Origin of the sequence: Maribellus luteus (genome assembly GCF_003576475.1) — a bacterium.
GTDB lineage: Bacteria > Bacteroidota > Bacteroidia > Bacteroidales > Prolixibacteraceae > Draconibacterium > Draconibacterium luteum.
Map to the genome: position 1 here is coordinate 143,876 of NZ_QWGR01000004.1, position 23,149 is coordinate 167,024.

The window sequence follows — 23,149 nt, forward strand, 5'->3', positions numbered from 1 at the left end:
CCCATAAATAATGAACCAAAACTTCCTTAAACCGAGAATTCAAATAAAAGAAATTGTATTCTTACTAATTATAACCATTGTAGTGGTTATTGGAACTTTCCCTGCTAACGACTGGTCATTTTCGGTGGGTATTGACCCTCCTTTAATGTGGGTATTTAATACCTTTTTCGAAAACGGATTAAACGCCGGCCAACACATTCTCTTTCCACATGGGCCGCTGGCTTTTTTTATGTATCCGCTAAGTGAAAATATTTTACTCGCGACATTGGTTACTGCACTTTTGAAAGCCTTGCTGGCACTGAATACCTATGGTTTATTATATAAATCAGAACATTGGATTAAGTGGCCAATAATATTGATTTTCACATATGGAGTTTCTATTATCTCCGGCTTTAATCAATTACTCCTGGCAAATGTAATAATGCTTTACTGCAACTACTTTCATTATAATTTAAAGTATACTAAGCTTGCAGCATTCTTCATTACCGCTCTGGCTTTTTACGTAAAAGCTTATGTAGCAATTCTCACGGGAACCATGTTTGTTTCGGTTGTAATTTACTCCTTGATTACTAAAAAAAATCTTCGTGAATTCATTTTCGATGCTTTTGCCATGTCAGGTTTTATACTTCTATTCTGGTTGTTCATGTATGGAAGTATGAACGGATTCTTCCACTATGTTTTTGGAATGCTCAATTTGGCACAGGATAATTCCGCTGCTGCTGCTGTTTATCCGTACAACAACTGGTGGCTACTTGCCTTTGCCATGATCGCACTGGCAGTTTTAGCAGTAGTCAACCGTTCTTCTAAATCCGTATTTTTCTTTTTAATCATCGGACTCAGCCTTTTTGCTGCCTGGAAACACGGAATGGCACGCGAAGATTTTTACCATGTAAGGGGACTGTTAAATTATATCATTATTTCACTGGCAGTGTTCTTGTTATTTGAGCAAAAAAAGCATTTCATTAACGTGCCATTGGTTATCCTAATTGTTGTTTTATTCTCGTTAAACCTGAAAAATTGCATGAACTATCTTCCTCTAAAGTATGAGTATTTTGGAACGAAGAATTTTGCTGAATTTATAACTGATTTCAACAACCTGAAAGCTCAGGCTCATCAGAAAACGGCAGAACACCTGCAACAAAACCGACTTCCACAAAACATGCTTGACACGATAAATGGTGCCACCGCAGATGTTTATCCGTGGGACTATTCCATCGCAGCCATTAATAACCTTAACTGGAAACCCAGAGTGGTTATTCAAAGCTACGCTTCTTACACTTCGTGGCTCGACCAACAAAATGCAGATTATTTCAGCTCTGACAAAAGCCCTGAATTCATTATTTGGGAAAAGCAAAAAATAACGAACGACATTAATGGCGGAAATTTTAACAGCATCGACTATCGCTATTTACTGAACGACGAACCTCAAACCTTGATTCAGATAATGAGTAAGTATGAACCTTGCTGTGTAAATGAGAAATTTCTTCTGCTGAAAAAAAGAAATGCTCCCCTTTCATTTCACACTGAGGCAATAGATTCTCAACAAACAAATTGGAATAGATGGATTGACATTCCTACATCTGAAATGGGACTTCTACGAGCAAAATTATCTTTCAAAAAATCACTGCAACAAAGCATAAAAAGTTTCTTTTACAAAGACGAACAGTTTTGGATTTATCTGAAACTCGAAAACGGTAGTATACACAAATACCGAATTGTCCCTAAAAATGCAAGTGACGGACTTTGGATAAGTCCTTATTTCTTTGACTTTGAAAAACATCATGCCGTGAAACAGATCATGTTCAAAGCTTCCCGTTCTGAGAAACTAAAGCAAAAACTATTTGTTGATTGGGATCAAACAGCATTCAGAAGTTCCCCAACTTACCCTTTTTCATTTTTCCGAATACCACATACTCAGGCAAACACCATCGTTCATGAAAGTTTGAATGATTTTGAAACGCCAGAAGTTGAAAACTGGAGCACTGTTAAACATGACCAAATAAGTAAAACAGCGTTTCACGGAAGCCAGGGATTTGATTTGAATAAAGCAGAATTCTCTTGCACTTACAGTCTTTCGTTGGACAGCATTCCAAAAGGAAAAATCAGAATTGAAACCGATGCCTGGGTCCTGTCTCCCGACTACAATCAGTCCAAAAGCATTTCCTTGGTTATCGCAATAGACGATGAGAATGGCCAAATCTTTTATAAAGCAGTAAATATTGACGAGCAATTAATCGATCAGAAAAACTGGAACCATATTTTCAACTTGGCTGAAATTAACCATACAAAAGAGCATTGTATGATGAAAGTGTATTTTTGGACTCGGGAAAATAAACAGTTCATTATAGATAACTTCCGAGTGCGAATTGTAAGCCAGAAGTCTCAATGAAAAACCTCTTTCAAAACATTCAGTGATTTTATTTCCCCCAGGTTTTCGAAATGAAGTTGGTAATAATCAACCAATACCGATAGCAAGGTATCGCGCATGGAGCGGGAAATATGAAACTGTCCCAGCTCGTTGACTTTTAACCCGGAAAGCGTAAGCAGATGTCCGGTTGCCTCTTTATTGGCAAACAAGGGATGAGAAGGCTCGTTGGCCACCACCGCTCCTTTCCGAAGATCGAACCACGACTCAAAAGCCGTTTTTCGGGTGTCGGGCATAAAACCAAAATACTCTGTGAGCCGAAAAAGAAAATAAAGATGAAAATTCTGCCAGCCTTCTTCCATCAGGTCGAAATACAGCAAGCTGCCTTTTATAAAGTCGTACAACTCGGGATTGCTTTCCTGTTCATGAATGGTCTTGTAAAGCATTTCTGACAGAAAAATAGCCTGTGTTGCTTTCTTAATGTCAAAGGGGATGTTCTGGTAAGCGTGTAAACTTTTGAATTCCTTCACGCGCTGAATATCGCGCGATTGCTTTTGGTAAACCTCCATGTCGAGCAGGAAAAGCGGCTGCAAAAGACCGGCCTTATTTTTTGACTTGCGGCTGCGTGAAGCATTTACCATGTAACTCTGCCGGCCAAATTCGCGGGTAAAAACAGTGGCAATCACACTGCTTTCACCGTATTTGATGAAATGGAGTACAATTCCTTCGGTGGCAGCGAGCATACTTTAGTTTAGAGTTTAAAGTTCAGTGTTCAAAGTAGACTATCATGGGATATGTCAATAATTGAGTCCATTTTAGTCCGTTCCAATTATTTTCTATTTACGCATTATAGCATTTCTGCATTCCCGCATTCACAAACTCAATCCCTCAATCCTTCAGTCCATCAGCCTTTCAGTCCTTCAGTCCCTCAATCCTCAATGAATAAACAGCAACTTGGTAATGTGGGTTTCGTTGCCCTGTTTGTCATTACACAAAACCAGGTATACACCTGTTTTCACCCGGTTTCCGTTCAGGTTCCGGCCATCCCAGCTTGCCTGGCCGCCAAGCGATGTTGTTTTGTACACCAGGTTGCCGCTTATATCTGTAATCTTAATATCAGTATCGGCAATTAAACCGGTGATCGTAACCGGACCATCGTATGTTTCGCGCACCGGGTTCGGGTACACATAAACATTGCTGTAGGTATTGTTGCCTTCGTTGGCATCGCTCTGATACGAGATCAACCCTTTATCGGTTCCGATGAAAACTTCGCCCGATTTATCGTTAATGGCAAGAGCTGTGATACTGTTCGACAGCAGCGGACTGTTTTCGGCGGTAAAATGCAGGATCTCTTCTTCGCCCGATTCCGATACCAGGTACACTCCTGAATTTTTGGTTCCCAGCCATTTCCGGTTCGCGCCATCCACGGCAATGGCCGTTACGGTTTCGGTAGATAACAAGGGATGATATATACCGTCTTTCAGGTCAAGGCCAGGCCGCGAGGCATAAAAAGGATTGGTGTTCCAAATCCGTGAAGGGTTGTTATAAACGGCCACTCCTACCGAAGTCCCCACCCATATGGCTCCTTCTTTGTCTTCTGCAATCGAGTAAAGGTCACTCATTTCTGTACGTATCTCATCTTGTCCGTTACTAAAATAGCTGGTCACTGCCAGCCTTTTTTTATTTGTCCCGGTTTTATCTACCACATAAGCGTTGTTGTTACGCGGAACCAGTATCCACTTGTCATCGTCACTGTTTACCAGCAACTGCCCCGTAGCTTTACCAAGTACTTCGGTCATGCTAAAAGACTCCCATTCGCCGGCTGGGCTTAACTTGTGTAAGTTATTGCCTGAAACCGCCCAGGTGTTTATCCATAAATTTCCTTCTGAATCAAAATCCAGGCCTCCGATCCGGGTAAACGGCTCATCGGGTTGTTGTGGTAAGGCCGATTGCAATGGACTGTTTTTATTTGTATACCGAACCACAAATTCATCATTTCGGAATTCCAGCAAGCCTCCTCCCCAGCTTCCAACAAAAATGTGATCCGGATCGTTGGGATCTACAGCCACACAAACAACATCCCAGAAATTATCCAGTTCGGGTATTTCCTTTTTACTGAAATTGGTCCATTCGCCTCCTCGCAGCCGACGAAAACCAGGGGCCATCCAGCTGTTGTTCCAAACATTGGTCCTTCCTCCGGCTGTCACCCAAAGATCAGAACCCGCAGCTGTCAATGAAAAAGTATGATTGTCGACAGGACCATTCGGAACCATGGATTCAAACTGATTCCCATCGTACCCAACCAAAGCGTTCCCTCTGTCTGCAATCCAAATCATTCCATCCGCGGCAATGAAGGTACTTTTGGGATAAATCGGGTTGACTACCTGCTCTCCTAACTGATACGAATTAATTTTCCCGACCATAACATTCCCGGCATCCAATAAAACCACTTCGTACTTGCCAGTAATACTCAGGTAGTTCCCGGTTGAGCGCATTTCCAGCACTTCGTTCATCCCTGAGTAATAGCTCGACCACGAACTGCCATCAAAACCAAACGATTCATCTCCACCATTAGACGGCGAATAAGTGGCAATCAAACGCTCTGAATGAACTTCAAGCTGAATAAACCTTTCTCCGGCATGCGGCACCAAATCTTCCTCCATCCAGGAGGTATAGTCAAGCAAATTGGCACCACTTTCCGGAGCTTTCAATACTCCCTTTTCGGTGGCGGCATAAATCATTCCCTGGAAAAAGGCGACATCATTCACGGCCAGTTGTCCACCATCGGCACCGATAAAATAGGTGTCTTTGATCTCGGATTTGTCCAGATTAACCACAACAATTCCAAACCCACTTGCCAGGTAAGCATTGCTTCCGCGAAATGTGATGTTGTTAATCGTTTTATCTCCCGTAATCGATTTTCGTTTTATGTCAGAAAGATTAATTACGTTGCCGTCTTTCAAAATATCGATATTGCTGTTGGAATAAGCCACCACCAAAAGATTGTTTTCCGAACTGTAAGCAATGGTTTGAATTCCGAAATCTGAAAGATTGTTTACCTTATTCAGGCTGTTGTCCTCGGTGTCGAAATAGTACAAACCTCCTTCGGTTGCACAATAGACTTTATTGCCCGAGGCATCTACTTTTACTGCGTTCGAATACGACAGGTAGTCTTTCCATTCTCCCAGAATACTCTGAGAATACGTTGCAGACCAAACAATTAATCCCAGCAGAGATAGTACAAATTTTCTCATAAATTTTTATGTTCGGTTTCTTTCAGGTATTCGACCAGCTTCTGAACGGCCCGTCCGCGATGGCTGATTTTATTCTTTTCCGAAAGTTCCATTTCGGCAAACGATTGATCCTTTTCTTCGGGTTTAAAAACAGGATCGTAACCAAAACCCGCATCCCCTCTTTTCTCGGTCAGAATTTCACCATTCACGATTCCTTCAAAAAGAACTTCCTTGCCGTTTATTACCAGTGAAATCACGGTTCTAAAACGGGCATTTCGGTTATTTATTTTAGCCAGCTTAGTCAGAACTTTCTGCATGTTTGCCTCCGGGTTCTTTTCTTCTCCTGCATAACGGGCCGAATAAACACCCGGCTCGCCGTTAAGCGCGTCTATTTCCAGGCCGGTATCATCAGCAAAACAATTGTATCCGTATTTGTTGTAAACATAAAATGCTTTTTGTGATGCATTTCCTTCCAGCGTTTCCTGTTCTTCCGGAATATCCTCGTCACAACCAATGTCGTTTAAACTAAGCAGCCTGAATTCATCTCCCAGAATGGATTGAATTTCTTTTACTTTATGTGCATTATTGGTAGCAAAAACCAGTTCCATCTTTCAAATTTTTCGTAAAAATAAAGAATTCAATCAGGTGCACACCCGAAATACAATATTCTTTACCTCTTTAAAAAGAAATACGGGGAACGAAAAAAGAATAATAACCTGCGGATAAAAAGATTGTAATGCTATTCGCAGGTACAAGTATGAAGACAATCCACGATCTGGCTCAGAATATCAAACTTCAGATAATAGTAAGTATTCTTTCCGTCGCGTTTTGAACAAAGGACTCCCTTGTCACGCAGAATTCCTAGGTGATGAGAAGTAGTGGATTGCTCGATTTTCAGAAGTTCGTGAATTTCTGTAACTGTCAGTTTTTTCCCTCCTTCCAGGTGCTTCAGAATGGCAATACGCATAGGATGAGCCATTGCTTTTAACATGCTCGCCGCTACCTCCAATCTTTCAACATTTAGTTCCTTTACCTCTTCCATCTTTGTACTTTTACGTCTGCAAATATATAAATAATTAAGTATAACCGACTTCCTATTTGGGTAAAACCTTTAATACCAGCACAATGATAAACTTTTTTTTATGAAACAATCTTTTTTTAAGTGAAATTGTTTTATGTTCGTTCACCAAAAGAAATCAGGACAGTTCAGAGAATGAAAGCATTACAAAAGATAAAGAGCCCAATTGAGCAGGAGTTAATTGATTTTGAACCATATTTCAAAAAATCGTTACAAAGTGATATTCCACTTCTGGCCACCATATTAAATTATCTGTACCGAACCAAAGGCAAACAACTTCGCCCCATGTTTGTATTCCTTTCGGCCAAGTTACACGGAGGCACCAACGAATCGTCAAAGCTGGCGGCCTGCTCGGTGGAGCTGCTTCATACAGCCACCCTGGTGCACGACGATGTGGTAGACGAATCGTACGAACGCCGCGGAATGTTCTCGGTAAAAGCACTTTGGAAAAACAAACTGGCTGTTTTAGTGGGCGACTACATCCTGGCAAAAGGCTTGCTGCTCCAGCTCGAAAACAAGAAATACAACTTCCTTCACCTGATTTCAAGAGCGGTTCAGGACATGAGCGAAGGTGAAATCCTGCAAATGAAAAAGAGCCGGAAACTCGACATCGACGATGATACTTATTTTGAAATTATCCGCAAAAAAACAGCTTCGCTTATTGCAACAAGTATGGCGATTGGAGCTGCTTCGGCTACCGAAGACGAGGAAATAGTGGAGAGAATGTACCGCATTGGTCAGGATGCCGGTATTGCCTTTCAGATAAAGGACGATATTTTTGACTACCAGTCGAAAGGCATCATCGGGAAACCGATCGGAAACGACATCAAGGAAAAGAAGATCACTTTGCCCCTGCTTCACATTCTGAATAACTCGGACAACTCGGAAAGAAAGCGGATTTTGCGCATGGTAAAACGCAGAAACAAAAATACCCAGGCAGTAAAAGAGCTCATCCAGCTGGTTATTGACCGCGGCGGACTGGAATACGCCGAGTTACGTATGCTCGAGTTTAAAGACAAAGCCGTAGCCGGGTTAATGGAGTTTCCGGAAAGCGATGCACGCGAATCGCTGATCGAACTGATGGAATATATTACAACCAGGAAAAAATAGAATCAGCCGGGGCAGATTAAAAATCGTATTTCTCACAATTTTATTTGGTGGTAAAAATGCACTTAGCAGGTACTGGCATTTTTTATGCGCTAAGCGGTTCGAAACCGCTAAGCGCCTAGATGCCGAATATTCAAGCAATCACGCATTCTAGCATTCAAAACTCATGTAATACCAACAAATGCATCTTTTTATACTTCCAAGCGGATGAAATAGCCGTTGTGTTTACGCATGTTCAACACATTGTTTTCATCCAGTATCAGGTACTGCCCTTTAATACCGGTCAGTGTTCCTTCAATCACGGGCTGTTTGTCGAACCCAAGACTGGTGATTTTTTCAGGATATTTTTCAACCGGGTAGTCAATGGCAATCACCTCATCATCCGGTTCGGCATATTTCCGAAGTTCTGCCGGCAACAGATCCATTACCTTTTTCTTTTCGGCAGGAAGATCAAAATCCTGTAAAACCTCGTTTTTCAACATGGCCCGCCAATTGGTTTTATCGGTGAAATGATCTTTCAGAAACACCTCGATCACTCCCGCAATATGACGGTTGGGTGTTTTCGCAATTTTAATGGCAAAGCTGGCCCCCTGGTCGATCCAGCGGGTAGGAACCTGGTGATTCCGGGTAACACCTACTTTCAGTTCACTTGAAACAGCCAGGTAAACATAGTGATCGATCAGATCGTGCTTTTCGGCCCACTCCATGTCGCGCGCCATTCCGAAATGCGATTTCGATAATTCGGGACGCATGATCGATTCGCTTGCTTCGGGAGCCGTTTGCAGGCAGTTGTAGCAAAATCCCTGGCCAAACGATGTTTTGGTTTGCTTTCCGCACGAGATACAGTTAATCCGCCCGTCAAACTGCATTTTTATATTTTTCCCGATCAGGGCATTCATATCCACCAGCTGGTCGCCCACAGGTAATTTATAGTGAACCGGGCTTGCAAGCTCGGTGGTCATTTTCAGGATGTTGCCTTCGTATTGCATAAAATGTAAGTCAAATTTTTCAGAGGTGAAGGTAGTACAGAACTTGTACTATACAAAGTCTGTAGGTGTTTAATCATCGAATCCCGGGCGTTTAAAATCCATCACCCCGGGAAATGCTTGCAGCAATTGCTTTTTGATCGAGGATAGTTCTAGGAGAAAATTCAGAATGTCATCCTCCTTTTCTTTCCATTCAGCATAAAAAACCGACAAGGCATCCATCGACCGCTCAATGGCAATGATGGCAATTTTAGCCGACCCCAGGTTATCAGAATAAACGTTGTACTCATCATCCGGGTCGTTTTGACGTTCTTCCAGATCGAGATGCGCACGGTGAACTTTGGCTCCGATAAAAAAGTAATACCACTCGATCACTTCCAGTGCATCTTTGTATCTGACAATCGATGCTTCATCGTTGATCATTACCAGTTCTTCGGCTTTTTCAGCCATAAATTCGCTGTTGGCCTCCAGCCATTTGTGCATTTTTGTCCCATAGTTGTTGGCCTTCACTTCCAGCGGAGTTTCAATGTGTTCCGGTATTTCGACGTCGGGAATACTATCCAGATCGATTCCCAGCCGCCCGGCATCTTCTTCAATCAATTCCATGGTAACTTCCCAGGCCAGCCGAATCTGTTCCCAAAAATTCTTGTTTTCCGCATCGGGATTCTGCTGATCCTGATCTTCCTTCATCTCCTGTTCGTGCAGGTAAGTCAGGCATTTTTGCGTCAGGGTACAACGTTCGCACCAACGATCGCAAAAGTTATAAATACCGGGCACAAGATTTTCATTGTTGGCCAAGTCAAGCAGTGATTGTTTGTAGTGTTCTTTTTTCGATTTCATCTGTTTATAATTGCCTATTTTTGGGTAACAGATGGAACTCCCATATCCGCCAGCCGACGGATTCTCATGGTCGTTTCATTGTTGATCAATCTACAACGATAACAAGACAAATCTCCAAAAAGTTGAACAAACACTACAAAGAAAATCAGAGCGTTTCATCGTTGGCAACTCCCATCACCCCCAGGTAAAGCAGTTTGGCGGCATCTTCCATAATTTCAGGTGTCAACACATTTGTTTTATCCATCGGGTGATGATAATACACGGGGTGAACACTGCCCGATGTCCACAAACCAAAAGTAGGGATTCCGGCATTTTCGAAGATGGAAGCATCGGAACGCGGACGGCCGTAATTTTTCCGTACTTCGTTGGTTTGCATTTTTCGGTGTATCCATTCGTTATTGGCCGTTTCGAAATGCCGGAACAAGCTGGTGTAGGTTTTACCACCCGTTAAATAAAATCCTGTTCCGTTGCCGACCATATCCAGGTTGATCATTAAACGGGTTTTAGAAATTGGAAAGAGCGGATTTTCGGCATAAAACTTCGAACCATACAAGCCACATTCCTCGCCACCTATCAGAATAAACAGAACGGAGCGTTTGGGTTTGATTTCAGAAGTTGCCAAAGCTTTGGCTGCCCCCAGAATATCAGCCACACCCGAGCCATTGTCGAGCGCACTGGGAAAAACCACATCTCCCATTTTTCCCTGACCATCGAGATGACCTCCGATAATGATCACTTCTTCTTTCAAAACCGGGTCCGAACCTTCGATCCATCCCACTACGTTGCACGACTGCGCATCGGGGAAATACCTGGTTTCAGCAGAAATCTTTATTTTTTGCCCTGGGCCAAAGGCAAACGAAGGAATTTCGCCGTTTTGCAGCTGTTTTTTTGTTTCCGCGTAATCCTTTCCTGCATCCGAAAAAATCTGCTCCGCCAACCCCGGACTCACATGCGCATAAACAAATCCATCCAGGTTGACCGTGTTCGGGTTCGCAATCAGGTTTGGGTAAACCATCCCAATTGCACCGTGTTTCACTGCATTTCTGAATTTATACCGATGCTCTGCATAGGGCGTCCACTTCATCATTGTGGTATCGTTTTTTGTGTAAGGAATTCCGGGCTCCAGCACAATTATCTTCCCTTTTACATCCACATTTTTATAATCGTCGTACCCCAACTCGGGCGCGGTTATACCGTATCCTACATAAACCAGGTTGGCTTCCACCGTTCCGCTTGCAGAATTGGAACCCGGCAGGTAATCCTCCGGAAATTGCAGAATTTGCCGCTTATTGCCATTTGAATAAACAAGCTCACCCAGCGACGGAACTTCGGAATATGCATTCTGGAAATACTGAAAGTAACTTCCTTGGTTGGCAGGCTGAATCCCCCACTCCCGGAACTTTCCGGCACACCACGCGGCGGCCTCCAGGTATTCGGGAGATCCCGATAAACGCCCTTTGTATTGCGGTGCGCTTAATTCTTCCACATACTCCAGAATCTCGTTGCTCGATATGGAATGAAAAGTGCTTCTTATTTTCTCCTGATCGGTTGTTTCCTGCGCTTTTACAAGGGTTACGCTTGTCAGCAATAGCAAACTGACGGCGAATGTTACTGTTTTCATGTATATCAAATTTTCGAAAGGACTAAAAATACAATTTTTTGAACGGACAGTATCTGAGACATAGAAAATCTAAAATAGTTGAATTGCAAGTTCGAAAATTGATGGTTCACACCAGCACTTAAATCACCACAGCATAGTTTTTAACTCGCTCTTTTACTGACGAAAGCGTCTTTTACATAACTTTCATACGCTAACATAAAAACGAAAAACATGAAAATTTTAAAAGGGACCATTTTTGGTGCTATTGCCTTCTTTTTTCTGGGCTGGCTGGTTTGGGGAATCCTGCTGATGGATTTTTCGATGAACAATTACAACACGGAGATTTATCTTCCTGAAGACGAAATAATCTGGTGGGCCATGATTGTTTCCAACCTGGCATTGGCTCTTATGTACACACTCATTTTGAAATGGGCCGGTGCCAAAACACTTGTCGACGGTGTTAAAATTGCAGCCACTATCGGGGCGCTGTATGCGCTTAGCATTGATCTGGGGTATTACTCCATGACCAATGTGATCCTGAATCTTTCGGCCATTGTTGTTGACACGCTGGCTTATTTGGCGATTTCTGCCATTACCGGGTTAATAATAGTAGCAACGTGGGGAAAAGACAAAGCTGCATGATTCTGAAAAATCACTATAAACGATAGTCCGGAGGATGGTTCAAAAGCGGCAGAATCAGTATAAACACTTCTTTTGATCCGTCCTCTCTTTATCCCCCAACCTCTACTTCCACCCCGTACGAATTAAATATTTCGATTGCCTTTTCTATTTCCTTTTCGGAAGGTTCAGCCATATCCAACTCTTCGTAATTTGAACCAAGTTTGTTGTACTTGTGTGCTGCCATGTTGTGGTAAGGTAACAAACTCACAAGTGGCGTTTCACCGGGTAGTGCATCTATAAATTCGGCCATCTTTGAAACCTCATATTCCGAAGTATTCACATTTTGTATGAACGGAACCCGAATGTTGATTGCAGCAGCTGTTTCTGCCAGTTTAACCAGGTTTTCAAGAATGAGTTGATTATCCTTTCCTGTCCATTTTTTATGCTGAACAGGATCCATTAGTTTTAGATCGTATAAAAACAAATCGGTGTGTTTTGCCACTTCCAGCAATGTTTCTGCAGGCGCAAAACCACAGGTATCCACCGCACGGTGCAAACCGGCTTTTCCGCATTCCTGCAGCATTTCAAGCAGAAACCCGGGAAACATTAAGGGTTCACCTCCCGAAAAAGTTACTCCGCCTTTTGAGTGTTCGATGTGCACACGTTCGCGTTCAATAATCTGCATTAATTCAACTGCATTGTACAATTTCCCAGACATCTCAATCGCCTTTGTTGGACAGGCATCGGCGCACAAACCACAAAGTGTACATTTTTCAGCATCCGTCACAATTCCGTCTGGAGTCAGGGTTAATGCATCTTCCGGGCAAATTTCAATACAATCCTGCGCACCAATACACTTCGAAGCGGTATACAGTTTCTGCATTTTAGGCAGCTGGCTTTCGGGGTTGTGGCACCATTTGCAGCGCAGCGGACAGCCTTTAACGTAAAGAGCAATGCGAATTCCCGGGCCATCGTTAATGGCGTAGCGTTTTATATCGAAAATAAGTGGAATCATTTATTTAAGTAGTGAGATTTTGAGTAATGAGTAATGAGACTTCATATTTCTGTCAATTCTAATCTCAATACTCACTACTCTGTACAAAAATATCTAAAGTACCTCGTTCTCTGTACGATCGATAATCTCCTGCTGCAGATCGGCGTTCATATCGTTAAAATAGTCGCTGTAACCGGCCATTCGAACCAACAGGTCGCGGTAATCTTCGGGACAAGCTTGTGCAGCCAGCAGTGTTGCCGTATCCACCACGTTGAACTGAATGTGATGTCCTCCCAACGAGAAATAACTACGAATGAGGTGGCCCAGTTTTTCCATATCCTTTTCCCGCTTCAACAGGCTGGGTACAAAACGCAGGTTAAGCAATGTTCCCCCCGATTTAGTTTGATCGAGTTTACCTAGCGAACGAATAACATTGGTTGGTCCGTGTGTATCGCATCCGTGCGATGGCGATGTTCCGTCGGAAATTGATTTTCCGGAAAAACGACCATTGGGAGTAGCTCCCAGCACCAAACCAAAATAAACATGACAAGTAGTGGAAAGCATATTCAAATGAAAAACTTCGCCTTTGGTATTGGGCTTCCCTTCGATGGCATTCAGCAAATCGTTGTAAACGCGCAATGCAATTGCATCGGCATAATCATCGTCGTTACCAAAAAAAGGTGTCCGGTTCAGAATTCTTTGACGCAAGGCTTCTTCGCCTTCATAGTTCTTTGCAATGGCATTCAGCAAAGTATCCATGGTAAAGGTTTTATCCTCAAACACGTGTTTTTTTAATACTGAAAGACTGTCGGTAACCGTTCCCAAACCGGTACATTGAATGTAGTTGGTGTTGTATCGCGGTCCGCCGTTGTAATAGTCTTTTCCCTTCGAGATACAATCTTCAATCACCACGGAAAGAAAAGGTGCGGGAGCATATTTGGCAAACATCTGGTCAATGTAATTACTGACACGAACTTTCTGATCGACGACAAAATTCAGCTGTTTCAGAAATGCTTCATACAGTTCTTCATAGCTTTTGAAACTCAGAGGATCGCCGGTTTCAATACCGGCAACTTTTCCGCTTAGCGGATCAATTCCGTTATTCAGCGTTATCTCCAGAATTTTTGGAACATTTAAATAACCTGTCAATAAATAAGCTTCTTTACCAAATGCACCCACTTCAATACAACCACTGCAGCCGCCTTCGCGGGCATCTTGCAAACTCTTTCCCTGGTTCACCAGTTCCTGAATGTAGGTATCAGGATTGAAGACAGAAGGATAACCGTGGCCCTGACGAATCAGGTGCACTGCTGCGCTCAGAAATTTATCGGGCGTTACTTTGCTGATATGAACCGAGTTTCCGGGCTGAAGAATGTGCAGTTCTTCAGTCACTTCCAGCATCATGTACGAAACCTCGCTAACCGCGTTAGTACCATCTGGTTTAACACCTCCGATGTTGATGTTGGTAAAGTCGTTGAAAGTTCCGCTTTCGCGTGCGGTGATTCCTACTTTTGGCGGCGCCGGGTGGTTGTTCACTTTTATCCAGAAACAGGAGATCAGCTCTTTTGCCTGGTCGCGGGTGAGTGTACCTTCAGCAAGCTCTTTTTCATAAAACGGTTGCAAATGCTGATCGAAATGCCCCGGATTCATGGCATCCCAACCATTCAGTTCCGTAACTGTTCCGAGATGCACAAACCAATACATCTGAATGGCTTCCCACATATTTCGGGGTGCATGAGCCGGCACCCAACGACACACTTCAACAATGCGTTTCAGTTCCCCGACACGTTGCGGATCTTTCTCCGTTTTAGCCATTTCCTCAGCCAACTCAGCATGACGTTCAGCAAAAACAATAGCAGCATCGCACGAAATGTCCATTGCTTTCAATTCTTCCAGTTTGCTGGTTGCTTCCGGATCATTCAGAAAATCGAGTCGTTGAATATGTGCATTTATCTCTTGTTTAAAGTCGAGCATTCCCTTTTGGTAGATCGTTCCATCCAGTGCTGTATGACCAGGAGCGCGTTGCTCCATAAACTCGGTAAAAACACCGGCTTCGTAGGCCCGTTTCCATTCATTCGGAACATGATTGAAAATGCGTTCGCGCATCGTGCGGCCCTGCCAATAAGGAATAACCTCGCGTTCGTAGGTATCAATATCTTCCTGCGAGATGGTATAACGTTGCTGGTCGCGTGTGTTCAAAACATGAAAATCTTCCACACTGTGACAGGTTAATTCCGGAAAAGTGGGAACCGATTTTGGTTTTGGACCACGTTCCCCAACAATGAGTTCACCATTGCCAATATAAATGGTTTTTTGTTTGCAAATATCCAGGAAATTCAGGGCGCGCATTACCGCTTCTGAATATTTTCCATAATTCTCACGATAGAAAGCAGTTGTAATTAAAGCCCGTTCAATAGACAACGATTCCTGGGTTTCAACGCTTAGTTTACGCAAGCGCTGAATACGTTCATTCATTCCGGGGCCTATTTTTTGGGTTTGGGTAGCTTGATAGAAATTACCTTCTACTCCGGCGGGGCGTTCAGGCGCTTTTTTGGTTTTTATTTCAGCAAATGACATAATACCACTTGATTAAATTCAACAATAATAAAAATGATTAGGAAAAGAGGGGAAGCAAAAACTAGGCATAGAACATACGGCATTCGAACAGGCACTGGTACGAATCGTGTAAATGTGATATGTGTTGCTGTACTGCCACTGTTTTTTTATTGCGACAGTAAAAATAAAAAATTATTTGTTAGATTTTACCCCGATCAGAACAAATAAACACCACTCGCTCAGTACGATATAATTGGTTAAACAAAATCAGGATACGAACTATGGAGCATCTTTTACACAACGAAAACCGGTATGGCTCATTCCGGTATTCACCTCGCCACGCATGCGGGCTGCAACCCGGTAACTCGAACAATAACTGTCGTTGCAAAGAAAAGAACCACCACGCATTGTTTTTTCCAGTTCGACACCAGACGACTCTGCAGGTCCGGTCGGATTGACAGTTTCCTTATCAGTTGACAAAGTTTTGTAATACCCCGGATCATACCAATCGGCTGTCCACTCCCAAACATTTCCGGCCATATCGTATAATCCATAGGCATTGGAGGCGTATGATTTTACGGGAGCGCTTGTAAAAAAGCCATCGCGCAGTGTGTTCTGGTTTGGAAAATGTCCGTTCCAGGAATTGGCTTTTGGCATTCCGGCTTCAATGTGCTCATCTCCCCAGGGATATATCTTGTTTTGCAACCCTCCCCTCGCGGCATATTCCCATTCAGCTTCCGTTGGAAGTCTCTTTCCTACCCATTTGCAGTAGGCAAGCGCATCGTAGTAACACACCTGCACTACAGGGTAGTTTTCCAAACCGTCAATGTTGCTTCCAGGGCCCTGTGGATGCTTCCAACTCGCTCCTGTAGTCCAGGCCCACCATTGCGAAAAATCGTTTAAGGGCACCGCCTGACCGGGAGGATTAAATACCATTGCTCCTGCTTTTATGACACTGTCTTTGTCAAAACCGTTGTTCATGCTTCCGGGTTGAAGATTTTTCAATACTACCTCCTTTTCGGCCACAGTTACATAGCCGGTAGCTTTTACAAATTCGCTGAATTGAGCATTGGTAACTTCGTGTTCATCCATCCAGAAGCTTTTCACCCTTACCGGGTGCTTCGGATATTCATCAGGACGCGCCTGCCCATTATCTGCACCCATTTCAAAAACTCCCCCTTCAATGAAAACCATCCCGTCAGAACCTCCTTCTCCTGGCGCAATTTCCGGTGTGCCGGAATCAATTCCCTTACTGCGGGGAAGATCTTCACCCTCGCAACAAGATTCCATTTTGTCGGCAAAAACCAGAGTATCCTGAATATTCTCTTTTCCCGGGGCAAGCGTTTGTTTGGGTTTCGTTGAACACCCTGCATGAAGCAGAAAAACAATAATAACCACTGAATATCTTCTCTTCATTTCTGTTCAATCCTCCTTTAAATTTATGGATGTTCTGCTCGCTGACTCACTTCACAACCTAAAATAACCAAGGTTTAGAAAAAAAGTTTAGATAGTTAAACAGAAGGCCGATCCTCCTGACCGGCCTATGAATGTGTTACCTTAATGCATCTTTGTCTATATACAGCGCATTAAGTACTACTTATACAAGTTAAGAATTTAGAAAAATCAGGTCAATTTATTCGCCCTTTTTTTGAAGGCACGCAAAAAACTTAAACACTAATCCTGTATTTGAAAAATGAAATATATTGGTATTGAGTCATATAAAAGAAGAAAGGGCAGTTCAACAACTGCCCTTTTACTAATGTTAACCCCCAAACACACATCGTGCTGAACGCACGATGATACAAATGAACAAAAAAGTTCCGAGTAATCAAAACAATCGGGAATTTTTTTTAACAACTTCTGTAGGATTTTTTAATTGCTTAAGAAAGCTAAATTGACTATGGTTCAAAAAAATAAGGCTACCGGATTGTTTATTATACCGATAGCCTCTCTTTGGTAGTCCCGACGGGAATCGAACCCATATCTACAGTTTAGGAAACTGCTATTCTATCCGTTGAACTACGGGACCAAATTTCCGGCGCAAAAATATACAAAAACCTATTCTCCCACAAATCGTTCTTGAATATTCTGCTTAATCCGCATCCACTTCCATGGAATTCTTTGAATTGAATGATTATCTTTGCGGATCAATAAAATAGCGGATAATGTTAGACAAAATCAAAGCATTACAGGAGGAGATCGATAAAATTGTCGCTTCAAGTAAGGAAGAAGTTGAAGAATTACGTATAAAATACATCAGCAAAAAAGGCCATATCAGCCAATTATTCAACGACTTTAAAACGGTTCCACCGGAACAGAAAAAGGAAGTTGGACAAGCAATCAATGTACTTAAGCAATTTGCGCTTGATAAAATAAACGGACTCAAAGAAGGTTTTGAAAACAACGGCAGCGAATTATCGGGCATTGATTTAACCATGCCGGGTGAACCGATGAAACTTGGCACCCGTCACCCGCTTTCGCTGGTAAAAAACGAAATATTGGGTATTTTCTCGCGTCTTGGTTTTACAGTTGCTGAAGGACCTGAAATCGAAGACGACTGGCATGTATTTTCTGCGCTGAACTTTGCTCCTGAGCACCCGGCGCGCGATATGCAGGACACTTTCTTTATCGAAAAAGATCCGGATGTGCTGTTGCGCACACACACCTCAAGTGTACAAATACGTGTGATGGAGCATACCCAACCGCCCATCCGTATGGTTTTCCCGGGACGTGTATTCCGAAACGAAGCCATATCAGCGCGTTCACATTGCATTTTTCACCAGATAGAAGGTCTGTATGTGGATGAGAATGTTTCGTTTGCCGACCTTAAACAAACACTGCTTCAGTTTGCAAAAGAGTTGTTTGGCGAAAATACCAAAATTCGTCTTCGGCCATCGTACTTTCCGTTTACCGAGCCAAGTGCCGAAATGGATGTAAGTTGTTCGATTTGTGGTGGCGAAGGCTGTAATGTTTGCAAATATACCGGCTGGTTAGAAATTTTAGGCTGCGGAATGGTAGATCCGAATGTACTGGAACTTTGTAACATCGACAGCCGCAAATACACCGGTTTTGCCTTTGGAATGGGAATTGAACGAATTACGATGTTGCGTTACGGCATAAAAGACATTCGTCATTTCTTTGAAAACGATGTTCGCTTTTTAAAGCAATTTGAATCCGCTACATAGAAAGAAATCACTAAAATATAGCATGAAAAAGGAGTCCTAAACAGGCTCCTTTTTTTGTATTTTAACTCGAGATATTTCTTCCCCGATAAACAACATTTCATCCAAAAATTACGTTTGTTTCATCTAACTATCACGTTAACACGAATTTAACAAAACTGTTTTTTAACACATGTTATATAGCATGTTATAAATGAATGTTCTAACTTTGCTGAATACTTTTTAGTCTTTTATTGGCTTTAGAGCTTGATTTTAACCATCCGGGATTGGATTACAGAGAGAAAACAAACAAGAAGCATCTAATTTTTAAAATCCTGGATATCAAATAGAAAACAGATGAAAACTCAAACAGATCAGAATCAGATCGTCATTAAAACCGACACTGAAAATGAGAAGAAAATGTTGCCCATGAACATGCTGTTCACTTTGGCAGCTGGAGCAATTGCCGGAGTGGCAGTTATCTTCGGCCTCTTTTGGGCCGTAGAAAAATTACTCGGAATGTAATTTCTGTACAATACACAACTGAAAAGCTTGCCACTTGGCAAGCTTTTCTTGTTTTATAGCGTTTTCAATTTCTCCCGGTTTTATTTATCCTTTCAAAATACGTTCAATCTCGGCCAGTTCTTCGTCGAAGAATGAGAGCTTTTTAAGCGTTTCTACGTTGTTTTCGATCTGCCGAACCGAACTGGCTCCAACTAATACTGAAGTGATGCGTTTGTCTCTTAAAACCCACGCCAAAGCCATTTGTGCCAACGACTGACCGCGTTCCAACGCAATTTGATTCAACTTTACAATTTTTTCGTAGGCAGAATCAACATGCTCTTTCTTTAAAAACACTTCGCGGGTAGCCCTCGAACCTTCCGGTATTCCGTTTAAGTATTTATCGGTTAAAAGTCCCTGTGCCAGCGGCGAAAATGGAATACAACCAATGCCTTCGTGCTCCAGCACATCCAGTAATTCGTCCTCCACCCACCGTTCAAACATCGAATATTTGGGCTGATGAATTAAGCAAGGTGTCCCCAATTCCTTTAAAATACGGGCAGCTTCACGCGCCATTTCTGCCGGGTAATTCGAAATACCAACGTAAAGAGCCTTCCCGGATCTGACCGCCTGATCGAGTGCCATCATCGTTTCTTCCAGCGGCGTATCCGGATCGGGACGGTGCGAATAAAAAATATCGACATACTCCAGCCCCATTCGCTTCAAACTCTGATCAAGACTCGACAATACATACTTGCGACTTCCCCACTCTCCATACGGTCCCGGCCACATTAAATAACCGGCTTTGGTAGAAATAATCAGTTCATCGCGGTAAGGCTTAAAATCCTGTTTCAGAATCTTGCCAAAATTTTCTTCAGCCGATCCCGGTGGCGGCCCGTAATTATTGGCCAGATCAAAGTGCGTAATACCCAGGTCGAATGCCCGGTGCAGAATTGCCCGTCCGTTTTCAAAAACATCAATTCCTCCGAAGTTGTGCCATAAACCGAGCGAAACGGCAGGTAGTTTAAGCCCCCATTTGCCACATCGGTTGTATTTCATGGTATTGTAACGACTTTCTTTTGCGATATACGTCATAATTCAATGTTTAATTTGTACTAAAATTAACCATTTTATCGCGGGTTCGTTCAAATGATCGGCTGTTCTTTGAATACTCACCCCGAAAGAAGCCCGGTATTCATTCATTTTCATTAATTTTGAAGCCAATAACAGACAATCATGGAACAATTCAGCACTCGTCAAAATAAAATTTCAAAACTCGTCCATCGCGAAATGGCCGACATTTTATTAAAAGTCAACAAAACGCAATTTGCAGGAAAATTAATTAGCGTAACCGTTGTAAGGGTTACCAAAGACCTGGGTATTGCACGTGTTTATCTGAGTATTTTCCCTTCAGAATTTGCCAAAGAAATACTGAAAGAAATACAGTTAATCAGTAAACAATTAAGGGGAGAACTTGGTAGAAAGGTTGGAAAAAGCCTGCGCGTAATTCCTGATCTTGAGTTTTACATCGACGACAGTCTGGACTATATTGAAAACATCGACAACCTGCTGAAAGTGTAAATTCTTCGAATAGTTACCAACAGATACTACTTTGAACTTACCATTTTTTATTGCCAAGAGATACCTGGTTTCCAAAAAGAAACAAAATATTATTAACATAATATCAGGAATTTCAATGGCAGGAATTGTTGTGGGTGCCATGGCCATAATCATTATCGTTTCGGTGATGAATGGTTTCACACAACTGATAGGCATTTTTTACAGCGATTTCGATCCGGATCTTAAAATCACTCCGGCCGAAGGAAAAATGTTTGATCCGGCTGAAATTGACGTTCAGAAAATAAAGGAAGTTCCCGGGGTTGTGTCGTATTCCGAAGTAATTGAAGAAGTGGCCATGCTAAAGTACGGGAAACAACAATACCCGGCTACCGTGAAAGGCGTTCCGGCCAACTATAACCAATACACCAATATAGAAAAGCTACTTACTGAGGGCTCGTATTACTTTGAAAAACAGGGTATCGATTATGCCATCGTCGGACAAGGTGTTGCCAACTACCTTAGCGCAGGAGTTTCGTTTCTTGATCCTATTGATATTTATGTTCCTAAAAAAGGCCGGCAATTTTCATTAAATCCTTCCCGGTCCATAAATCATGGTTACTTATATCCAGCAGGCATTTTTTCGGTTTTGGAAGAAATTGATGCGCAATATATTCTGGTCTCGGATACGTATGCAAAAGAGCTTTTTGAAAGCGGAAATAAAGTATCTGCCATTGAATTGGATGTGGACGATTCAGCCTCAATCAATGAAATTCAGAAAAAGATTCAGGGAATTTTAGGTGAAAAGTTTCACGTGAAAAACAAGGAAGAACAGCACGACCTGGTATTTAAAACCATGAAATCGGAAAAATGGGCCGTTTACTTTATCCTTATTTTCATTTTGCTGCTTGCCTCAGGGAATATGATCGGCAATTTAACCATGCTTTATATCGATAAAAAGGAAGACATTACGATATTAAAAAGTATGGGATTAACCACTCAAAACATAAACCGTATTTTTTTATACCAAGGTTGGATCATTTCTTTTGTGGGAGGTACTGTCGGAACATTGCTTGGAATCTTTGTTTGCTGGCTTCAGATTGAATTCGAACTGATAAAACTTCCCGGCGCAAATGGTTCTTTTGTAATTTCTGCCTATCCGGTTAGCATTATGCTTAGTGACGTTATTCTCGCCTTTCTGGCTGTCCTCTCAATAGGTTTTTTGGCATCCTGGTACCCGGTAAAATTCATGTCCCAAAAACATCTCTCCGAAACAAATATTAATTAGATGAAATTCATCAGCGAATTTGCTCTTTGTTTGTTCTAACTTTAGGTCAGAAATTAAATTTATACTACTTACTTTCTAAATATTTAACAAAGTTTTATTCTTTTGCAGAAAGAAAAGTAACATCAATTAAATACGATTATGAAGGCAATTGTTAAAAGTAAACCGGAAAGAGGTTTGTGGATGGAAGAAGTACCAATTCCAAAGCCCGGCCCCAACGATATATTGTTAAAAGTAAAAAAAGCAGCCCTTTGCGGTACCGATTTGCATATTTACAAATGGGACGAATGGGCCCAGCAAACCATTAAAACGCCTGTTATTATTGGTCACGAATACATGGGAACTGTTGTGGAAGTTGGCTCGGAGGTTGACCGTGTAAAAGTTGGTGAACGCGTAACCGTTGAAGGCCATATTTCATGTGGATTCTGTCGTAACTGCCGCCGTGGCCGCCAGCACATTTGTGACAATACGATTGGAATTGGTGTGCAACGCGACGGCGGTTTTGCTGAATACATTGCAGTGCCGGCTAAAAACGTGCTCCACATCGACGACCGTATTTCAGACGAAATGATGGCCATTATGGACCCGCTGGGCAACGCAACGCACACTGCCTTATCGTTCCCGCTTTTGGGAGAAGACGTACTGATTACAGGGATTGGTGGCCCGATCGGAGCCATGGCTGTTGCTATCTGTAAATTTGCAGGTGCCCGTAATGTTATCGGAACCGACTTAAGCAAATACCGCCGTGATTTGGCTCGTAAAATGGGCGCCACGCGCGTGATCGATCCAACCAAAGAAAGCATTAAAGAAGCAATGGCTACCCACAATATGATAAGTGGTTTCGACATTGGTCTGGAATGTTCAGGGTCTCCCATCGCCTTTAACGACATGGTTAACCACATGTACAACGGCGGAAAAATCAGTCTTTTAGGTCTGCTTCCTCAAAGTACCCAAATCAACTGGAGCCGTTTGATTTTTAAAGGATTAACACTGAAAGGCATTTACGGCCGTGAAATGTACGAAACCTGGTATCATATGGAAATGATGCTTACTTCGGGATTAGATATTTCGCCCATTATTACTCACCGTTTTAAGGCTGAAGATTTTCAACAGGCTTTTGACATCATGGAAAGCGGTGAATGCGGTAAAATTATCCTTGACTGGGAATAACACTGTTTCACGTGAAAATATACTAAAGGGGAGTCGTAGTTGATTCCCCTTTTTATTTGAGTTTCGGTGAATTGGTATTTCGACTACCTTTGCAG

Annotated in this window: 19 protein-coding genes and 1 tRNA gene; 8 read left to right on the plus strand and 12 right to left on the minus strand. The window is 42.4% G+C overall.

The genetic code is table 11. The annotated features are described in order from the left end of the window. Positions 1–10: 10 nt before the first annotated feature. Entirely contained in the window at positions 11–2,389 is a 2,379-nt protein-coding gene (locus D1614_RS08780) for a Bax inhibitor 1 family protein (RefSeq protein ID WP_119437543.1), read from the plus strand. On the opposite strand, the gene recO is transcribed toward D1614_RS08780, so the two are convergent. The 4 genes from recO to D1614_RS08800 form a co-directional block, all read right to left on the minus strand. Next, positions 2,383–3,108, minus strand: coding sequence for a DNA repair protein RecO (gene recO, locus D1614_RS08785; RefSeq protein ID WP_119437544.1), 726 nt, complete (start codon positions 3,106–3,108; stop codon positions 2,383–2,385). The two genes, D1614_RS08780 and recO, sit on opposite strands and share 7 nt — an antisense overlap. A gap of 192 nt (positions 3,109–3,300) precedes the next feature. Continuing rightward, positions 3,301–5,619 (minus strand): type IX secretion system anionic LPS delivery protein PorZ, encoded by a 2,319-nt coding sequence (gene porZ, locus D1614_RS08790; RefSeq protein WP_119437545.1) that lies wholly within the window; start codon positions 5,617–5,619, stop codon positions 3,301–3,303. Further along, complete coding sequence (locus D1614_RS08795) at positions 5,616–6,206, minus strand: non-canonical purine NTP diphosphatase (RefSeq protein ID WP_119437546.1); 591 nt, start codon at positions 6,204–6,206, stop codon at positions 5,616–5,618. Before D1614_RS08795 ends, porZ begins: the two co-directional genes overlap by 4 nt. A 131-nt stretch (positions 6,207–6,337) precedes the next feature. After that, a complete protein-coding gene (locus D1614_RS08800; RefSeq protein ID WP_119437547.1) occupies positions 6,338–6,640 on the minus strand; it encodes an ArsR/SmtB family transcription factor in 303 nt (100 codons plus the stop codon). 171 nt (positions 6,641–6,811) lie between these two features. Between D1614_RS08800 and D1614_RS08805 the strand changes: the two genes are divergently transcribed. Next, positions 6,812–7,786, plus strand: a complete 975-nt coding sequence (locus D1614_RS08805; RefSeq protein WP_119437843.1) for a polyprenyl synthetase family protein — start codon at positions 6,812–6,814, stop codon at positions 7,784–7,786. A 188-nt stretch (positions 7,787–7,974) separates the two neighbouring features. Here D1614_RS08805 and D1614_RS08810 read toward each other — a convergent pair whose 3' ends face one another. The 3 genes from D1614_RS08810 to D1614_RS08820 form a co-directional block, all read right to left on the minus strand. Beyond that, complete coding sequence (locus D1614_RS08810) at positions 7,975–8,772, minus strand: DUF2797 domain-containing protein (protein ID WP_119437548.1); 798 nt, start codon at positions 8,770–8,772, stop codon at positions 7,975–7,977. Positions 8,773–8,841: 69 nt separating this feature from the next. Then, complete coding sequence (locus tag D1614_RS08815) at positions 8,842–9,609, minus strand: hypothetical protein (protein WP_119437549.1); 768 nt, start codon at positions 9,607–9,609, stop codon at positions 8,842–8,844. Between the two features lie 145 nt (positions 9,610–9,754). Further along, positions 9,755–11,230: a M28 family peptidase gene (locus tag D1614_RS08820; RefSeq protein WP_119437550.1), complete on the minus strand. Its 1,476-nt coding sequence runs from the start codon at positions 11,228–11,230 to the stop codon at positions 9,755–9,757. 210 nt (positions 11,231–11,440) lie between these two features. Between D1614_RS08820 and D1614_RS08825 the strand changes: the two genes are divergently transcribed. Beyond that, positions 11,441–11,851, plus strand: a complete 411-nt coding sequence (locus D1614_RS08825; RefSeq protein WP_119437551.1) for a hypothetical protein — start codon at positions 11,441–11,443, stop codon at positions 11,849–11,851. A gap of 88 nt (positions 11,852–11,939) precedes the next feature. On the opposite strand, the gene D1614_RS08830 is transcribed toward D1614_RS08825, so the two are convergent. The 4 genes from D1614_RS08830 to D1614_RS08845 all read right to left on the minus strand — a co-directional run bounded on the left by D1614_RS08830 (position 11,940) and on the right by D1614_RS08845 (position 17,409). Continuing rightward, positions 11,940–12,845 (minus strand): glycyl-radical enzyme activating protein, encoded by a 906-nt coding sequence (locus D1614_RS08830; protein ID WP_119437552.1) that lies wholly within the window; start codon positions 12,843–12,845, stop codon positions 11,940–11,942. Positions 12,846–12,938: 93 nt separating this feature from the next. Beyond that, positions 12,939–15,401 (minus strand): trans-4-hydroxy-L-proline dehydratase, encoded by a 2,463-nt coding sequence (gene hypD / locus D1614_RS08835; protein WP_119437553.1) that lies wholly within the window; start codon positions 15,399–15,401, stop codon positions 12,939–12,941. A gap of 258 nt (positions 15,402–15,659) precedes the next feature. Then, positions 15,660–16,796 (minus strand): formylglycine-generating enzyme family protein, encoded by a 1,137-nt coding sequence (locus tag D1614_RS08840; RefSeq protein WP_119437554.1) that lies wholly within the window; start codon positions 16,794–16,796, stop codon positions 15,660–15,662. A 538-nt stretch (positions 16,797–17,334) separates the two neighbouring features. Then, positions 17,335–17,409: transfer RNA gene (locus D1614_RS08845), tRNA-Arg, on the minus strand. Positions 17,410–17,545: 136 nt separating this feature from the next. Between D1614_RS08845 and pheS the strand changes: the two genes are divergently transcribed. After that, positions 17,546–18,565 (plus strand): phenylalanine--tRNA ligase subunit alpha, encoded by a 1,020-nt coding sequence (gene pheS, locus D1614_RS08850; protein WP_119437555.1) that lies wholly within the window; start codon positions 17,546–17,548, stop codon positions 18,563–18,565. 333 nt (positions 18,566–18,898) lie between these two features. Further along, complete coding sequence (locus D1614_RS25645; RefSeq protein ID WP_155523334.1) at positions 18,899–19,066, plus strand: hypothetical protein; 168 nt, start codon at positions 18,899–18,901, stop codon at positions 19,064–19,066. An 84-nt stretch (positions 19,067–19,150) separates the two neighbouring features. Here the strand turns inward: D1614_RS25645 and mgrA are convergent, their stop codons facing one another. Beyond that, a complete protein-coding gene (gene mgrA / locus D1614_RS08855) occupies positions 19,151–20,137 on the minus strand; it encodes an L-glyceraldehyde 3-phosphate reductase (RefSeq protein ID WP_119437556.1) in 987 nt (328 codons plus the stop codon). Between the two features lie 141 nt (positions 20,138–20,278). On the opposite strand from mgrA, the gene rbfA reads away from it, so the two are divergent. From rbfA to tdh, 3 genes are all read left to right on the plus strand, one after another. Beyond that, positions 20,279–20,623 (plus strand): 30S ribosome-binding factor RbfA, encoded by a 345-nt coding sequence (gene rbfA / locus D1614_RS08860; RefSeq protein ID WP_119437557.1) that lies wholly within the window; start codon positions 20,279–20,281, stop codon positions 20,621–20,623. A 31-nt stretch (positions 20,624–20,654) separates the two neighbouring features. Next, positions 20,655–21,887, plus strand: a complete 1,233-nt coding sequence (locus tag D1614_RS08865; protein WP_119437558.1) for an ABC transporter permease — start codon at positions 20,655–20,657, stop codon at positions 21,885–21,887. A gap of 138 nt (positions 21,888–22,025) precedes the next feature. Continuing rightward, positions 22,026–23,054 carry an L-threonine 3-dehydrogenase gene (gene tdh / locus D1614_RS08870; protein ID WP_119437559.1) on the plus strand — a complete coding sequence of 343 codons (1,029 nt, stop codon included), beginning with the start codon at positions 22,026–22,028 and terminating at the stop codon, positions 23,052–23,054. Positions 23,055–23,149 lie beyond the last annotated feature (95 nt).

Bases quoted from the DNA above. Each gene is read 5' to 3' on its own strand.
- D1614_RS08780 (WP_119437543.1), top strand. From the start codon at position 11: ATGAACCAAAACTTCCTTAAACCGAGAATTCAAATAAAAGAAATTGTA.
- recO (WP_119437544.1), bottom strand. From the start codon at position 3,108: ATGCTCGCTGCCACCGAAGGAATTGTACTCCATTTCATCAAATACGGT.
- porZ (WP_119437545.1), bottom strand. From the start codon at position 5,619: ATGAGAAAATTTGTACTATCTCTGCTGGGATTAATTGTTTGGTCTGCA.
- D1614_RS08795 (WP_119437546.1), bottom strand. From the start codon at position 6,206: ATGGAACTGGTTTTTGCTACCAATAATGCACATAAAGTAAAAGAAATT.
- D1614_RS08800 (WP_119437547.1), bottom strand. From the start codon at position 6,640: ATGGAAGAGGTAAAGGAACTAAATGTTGAAAGATTGGAGGTAGCGGCG.
- D1614_RS08805 (WP_119437843.1), top strand. From the start codon at position 6,812: ATGAAAGCATTACAAAAGATAAAGAGCCCAATTGAGCAGGAGTTAATT.
- D1614_RS08810 (WP_119437548.1), bottom strand. From the start codon at position 8,772: ATGCAATACGAAGGCAACATCCTGAAAATGACCACCGAGCTTGCAAGC.
- D1614_RS08815 (WP_119437549.1), bottom strand. From the start codon at position 9,609: ATGAAATCGAAAAAAGAACACTACAAACAATCACTGCTTGACTTGGCC.
- D1614_RS08820 (WP_119437550.1), bottom strand. From the start codon at position 11,230: ATGAAAACAGTAACATTCGCCGTCAGTTTGCTATTGCTGACAAGCGTA.
- D1614_RS08825 (WP_119437551.1), top strand. From the start codon at position 11,441: ATGAAAATTTTAAAAGGGACCATTTTTGGTGCTATTGCCTTCTTTTTT.
- D1614_RS08830 (WP_119437552.1), bottom strand. From the start codon at position 12,845: ATGATTCCACTTATTTTCGATATAAAACGCTACGCCATTAACGATGGC.
- hypD (WP_119437553.1), bottom strand. From the start codon at position 15,401: ATGTCATTTGCTGAAATAAAAACCAAAAAAGCGCCTGAACGCCCCGCC.
- D1614_RS08840 (WP_119437554.1), bottom strand. From the start codon at position 16,796: ATGAAGAGAAGATATTCAGTGGTTATTATTGTTTTTCTGCTTCATGCA.
- pheS (WP_119437555.1), top strand. From the start codon at position 17,546: ATGTTAGACAAAATCAAAGCATTACAGGAGGAGATCGATAAAATTGTC.
- D1614_RS25645 (WP_155523334.1), top strand. From the start codon at position 18,899: ATGAAAACTCAAACAGATCAGAATCAGATCGTCATTAAAACCGACACT.
- mgrA (WP_119437556.1), bottom strand. From the start codon at position 20,137: ATGACGTATATCGCAAAAGAAAGTCGTTACAATACCATGAAATACAAC.
- rbfA (WP_119437557.1), top strand. From the start codon at position 20,279: ATGGAACAATTCAGCACTCGTCAAAATAAAATTTCAAAACTCGTCCAT.
- tdh (WP_119437559.1), top strand. From the start codon at position 22,026: ATGAAGGCAATTGTTAAAAGTAAACCGGAAAGAGGTTTGTGGATGGAA.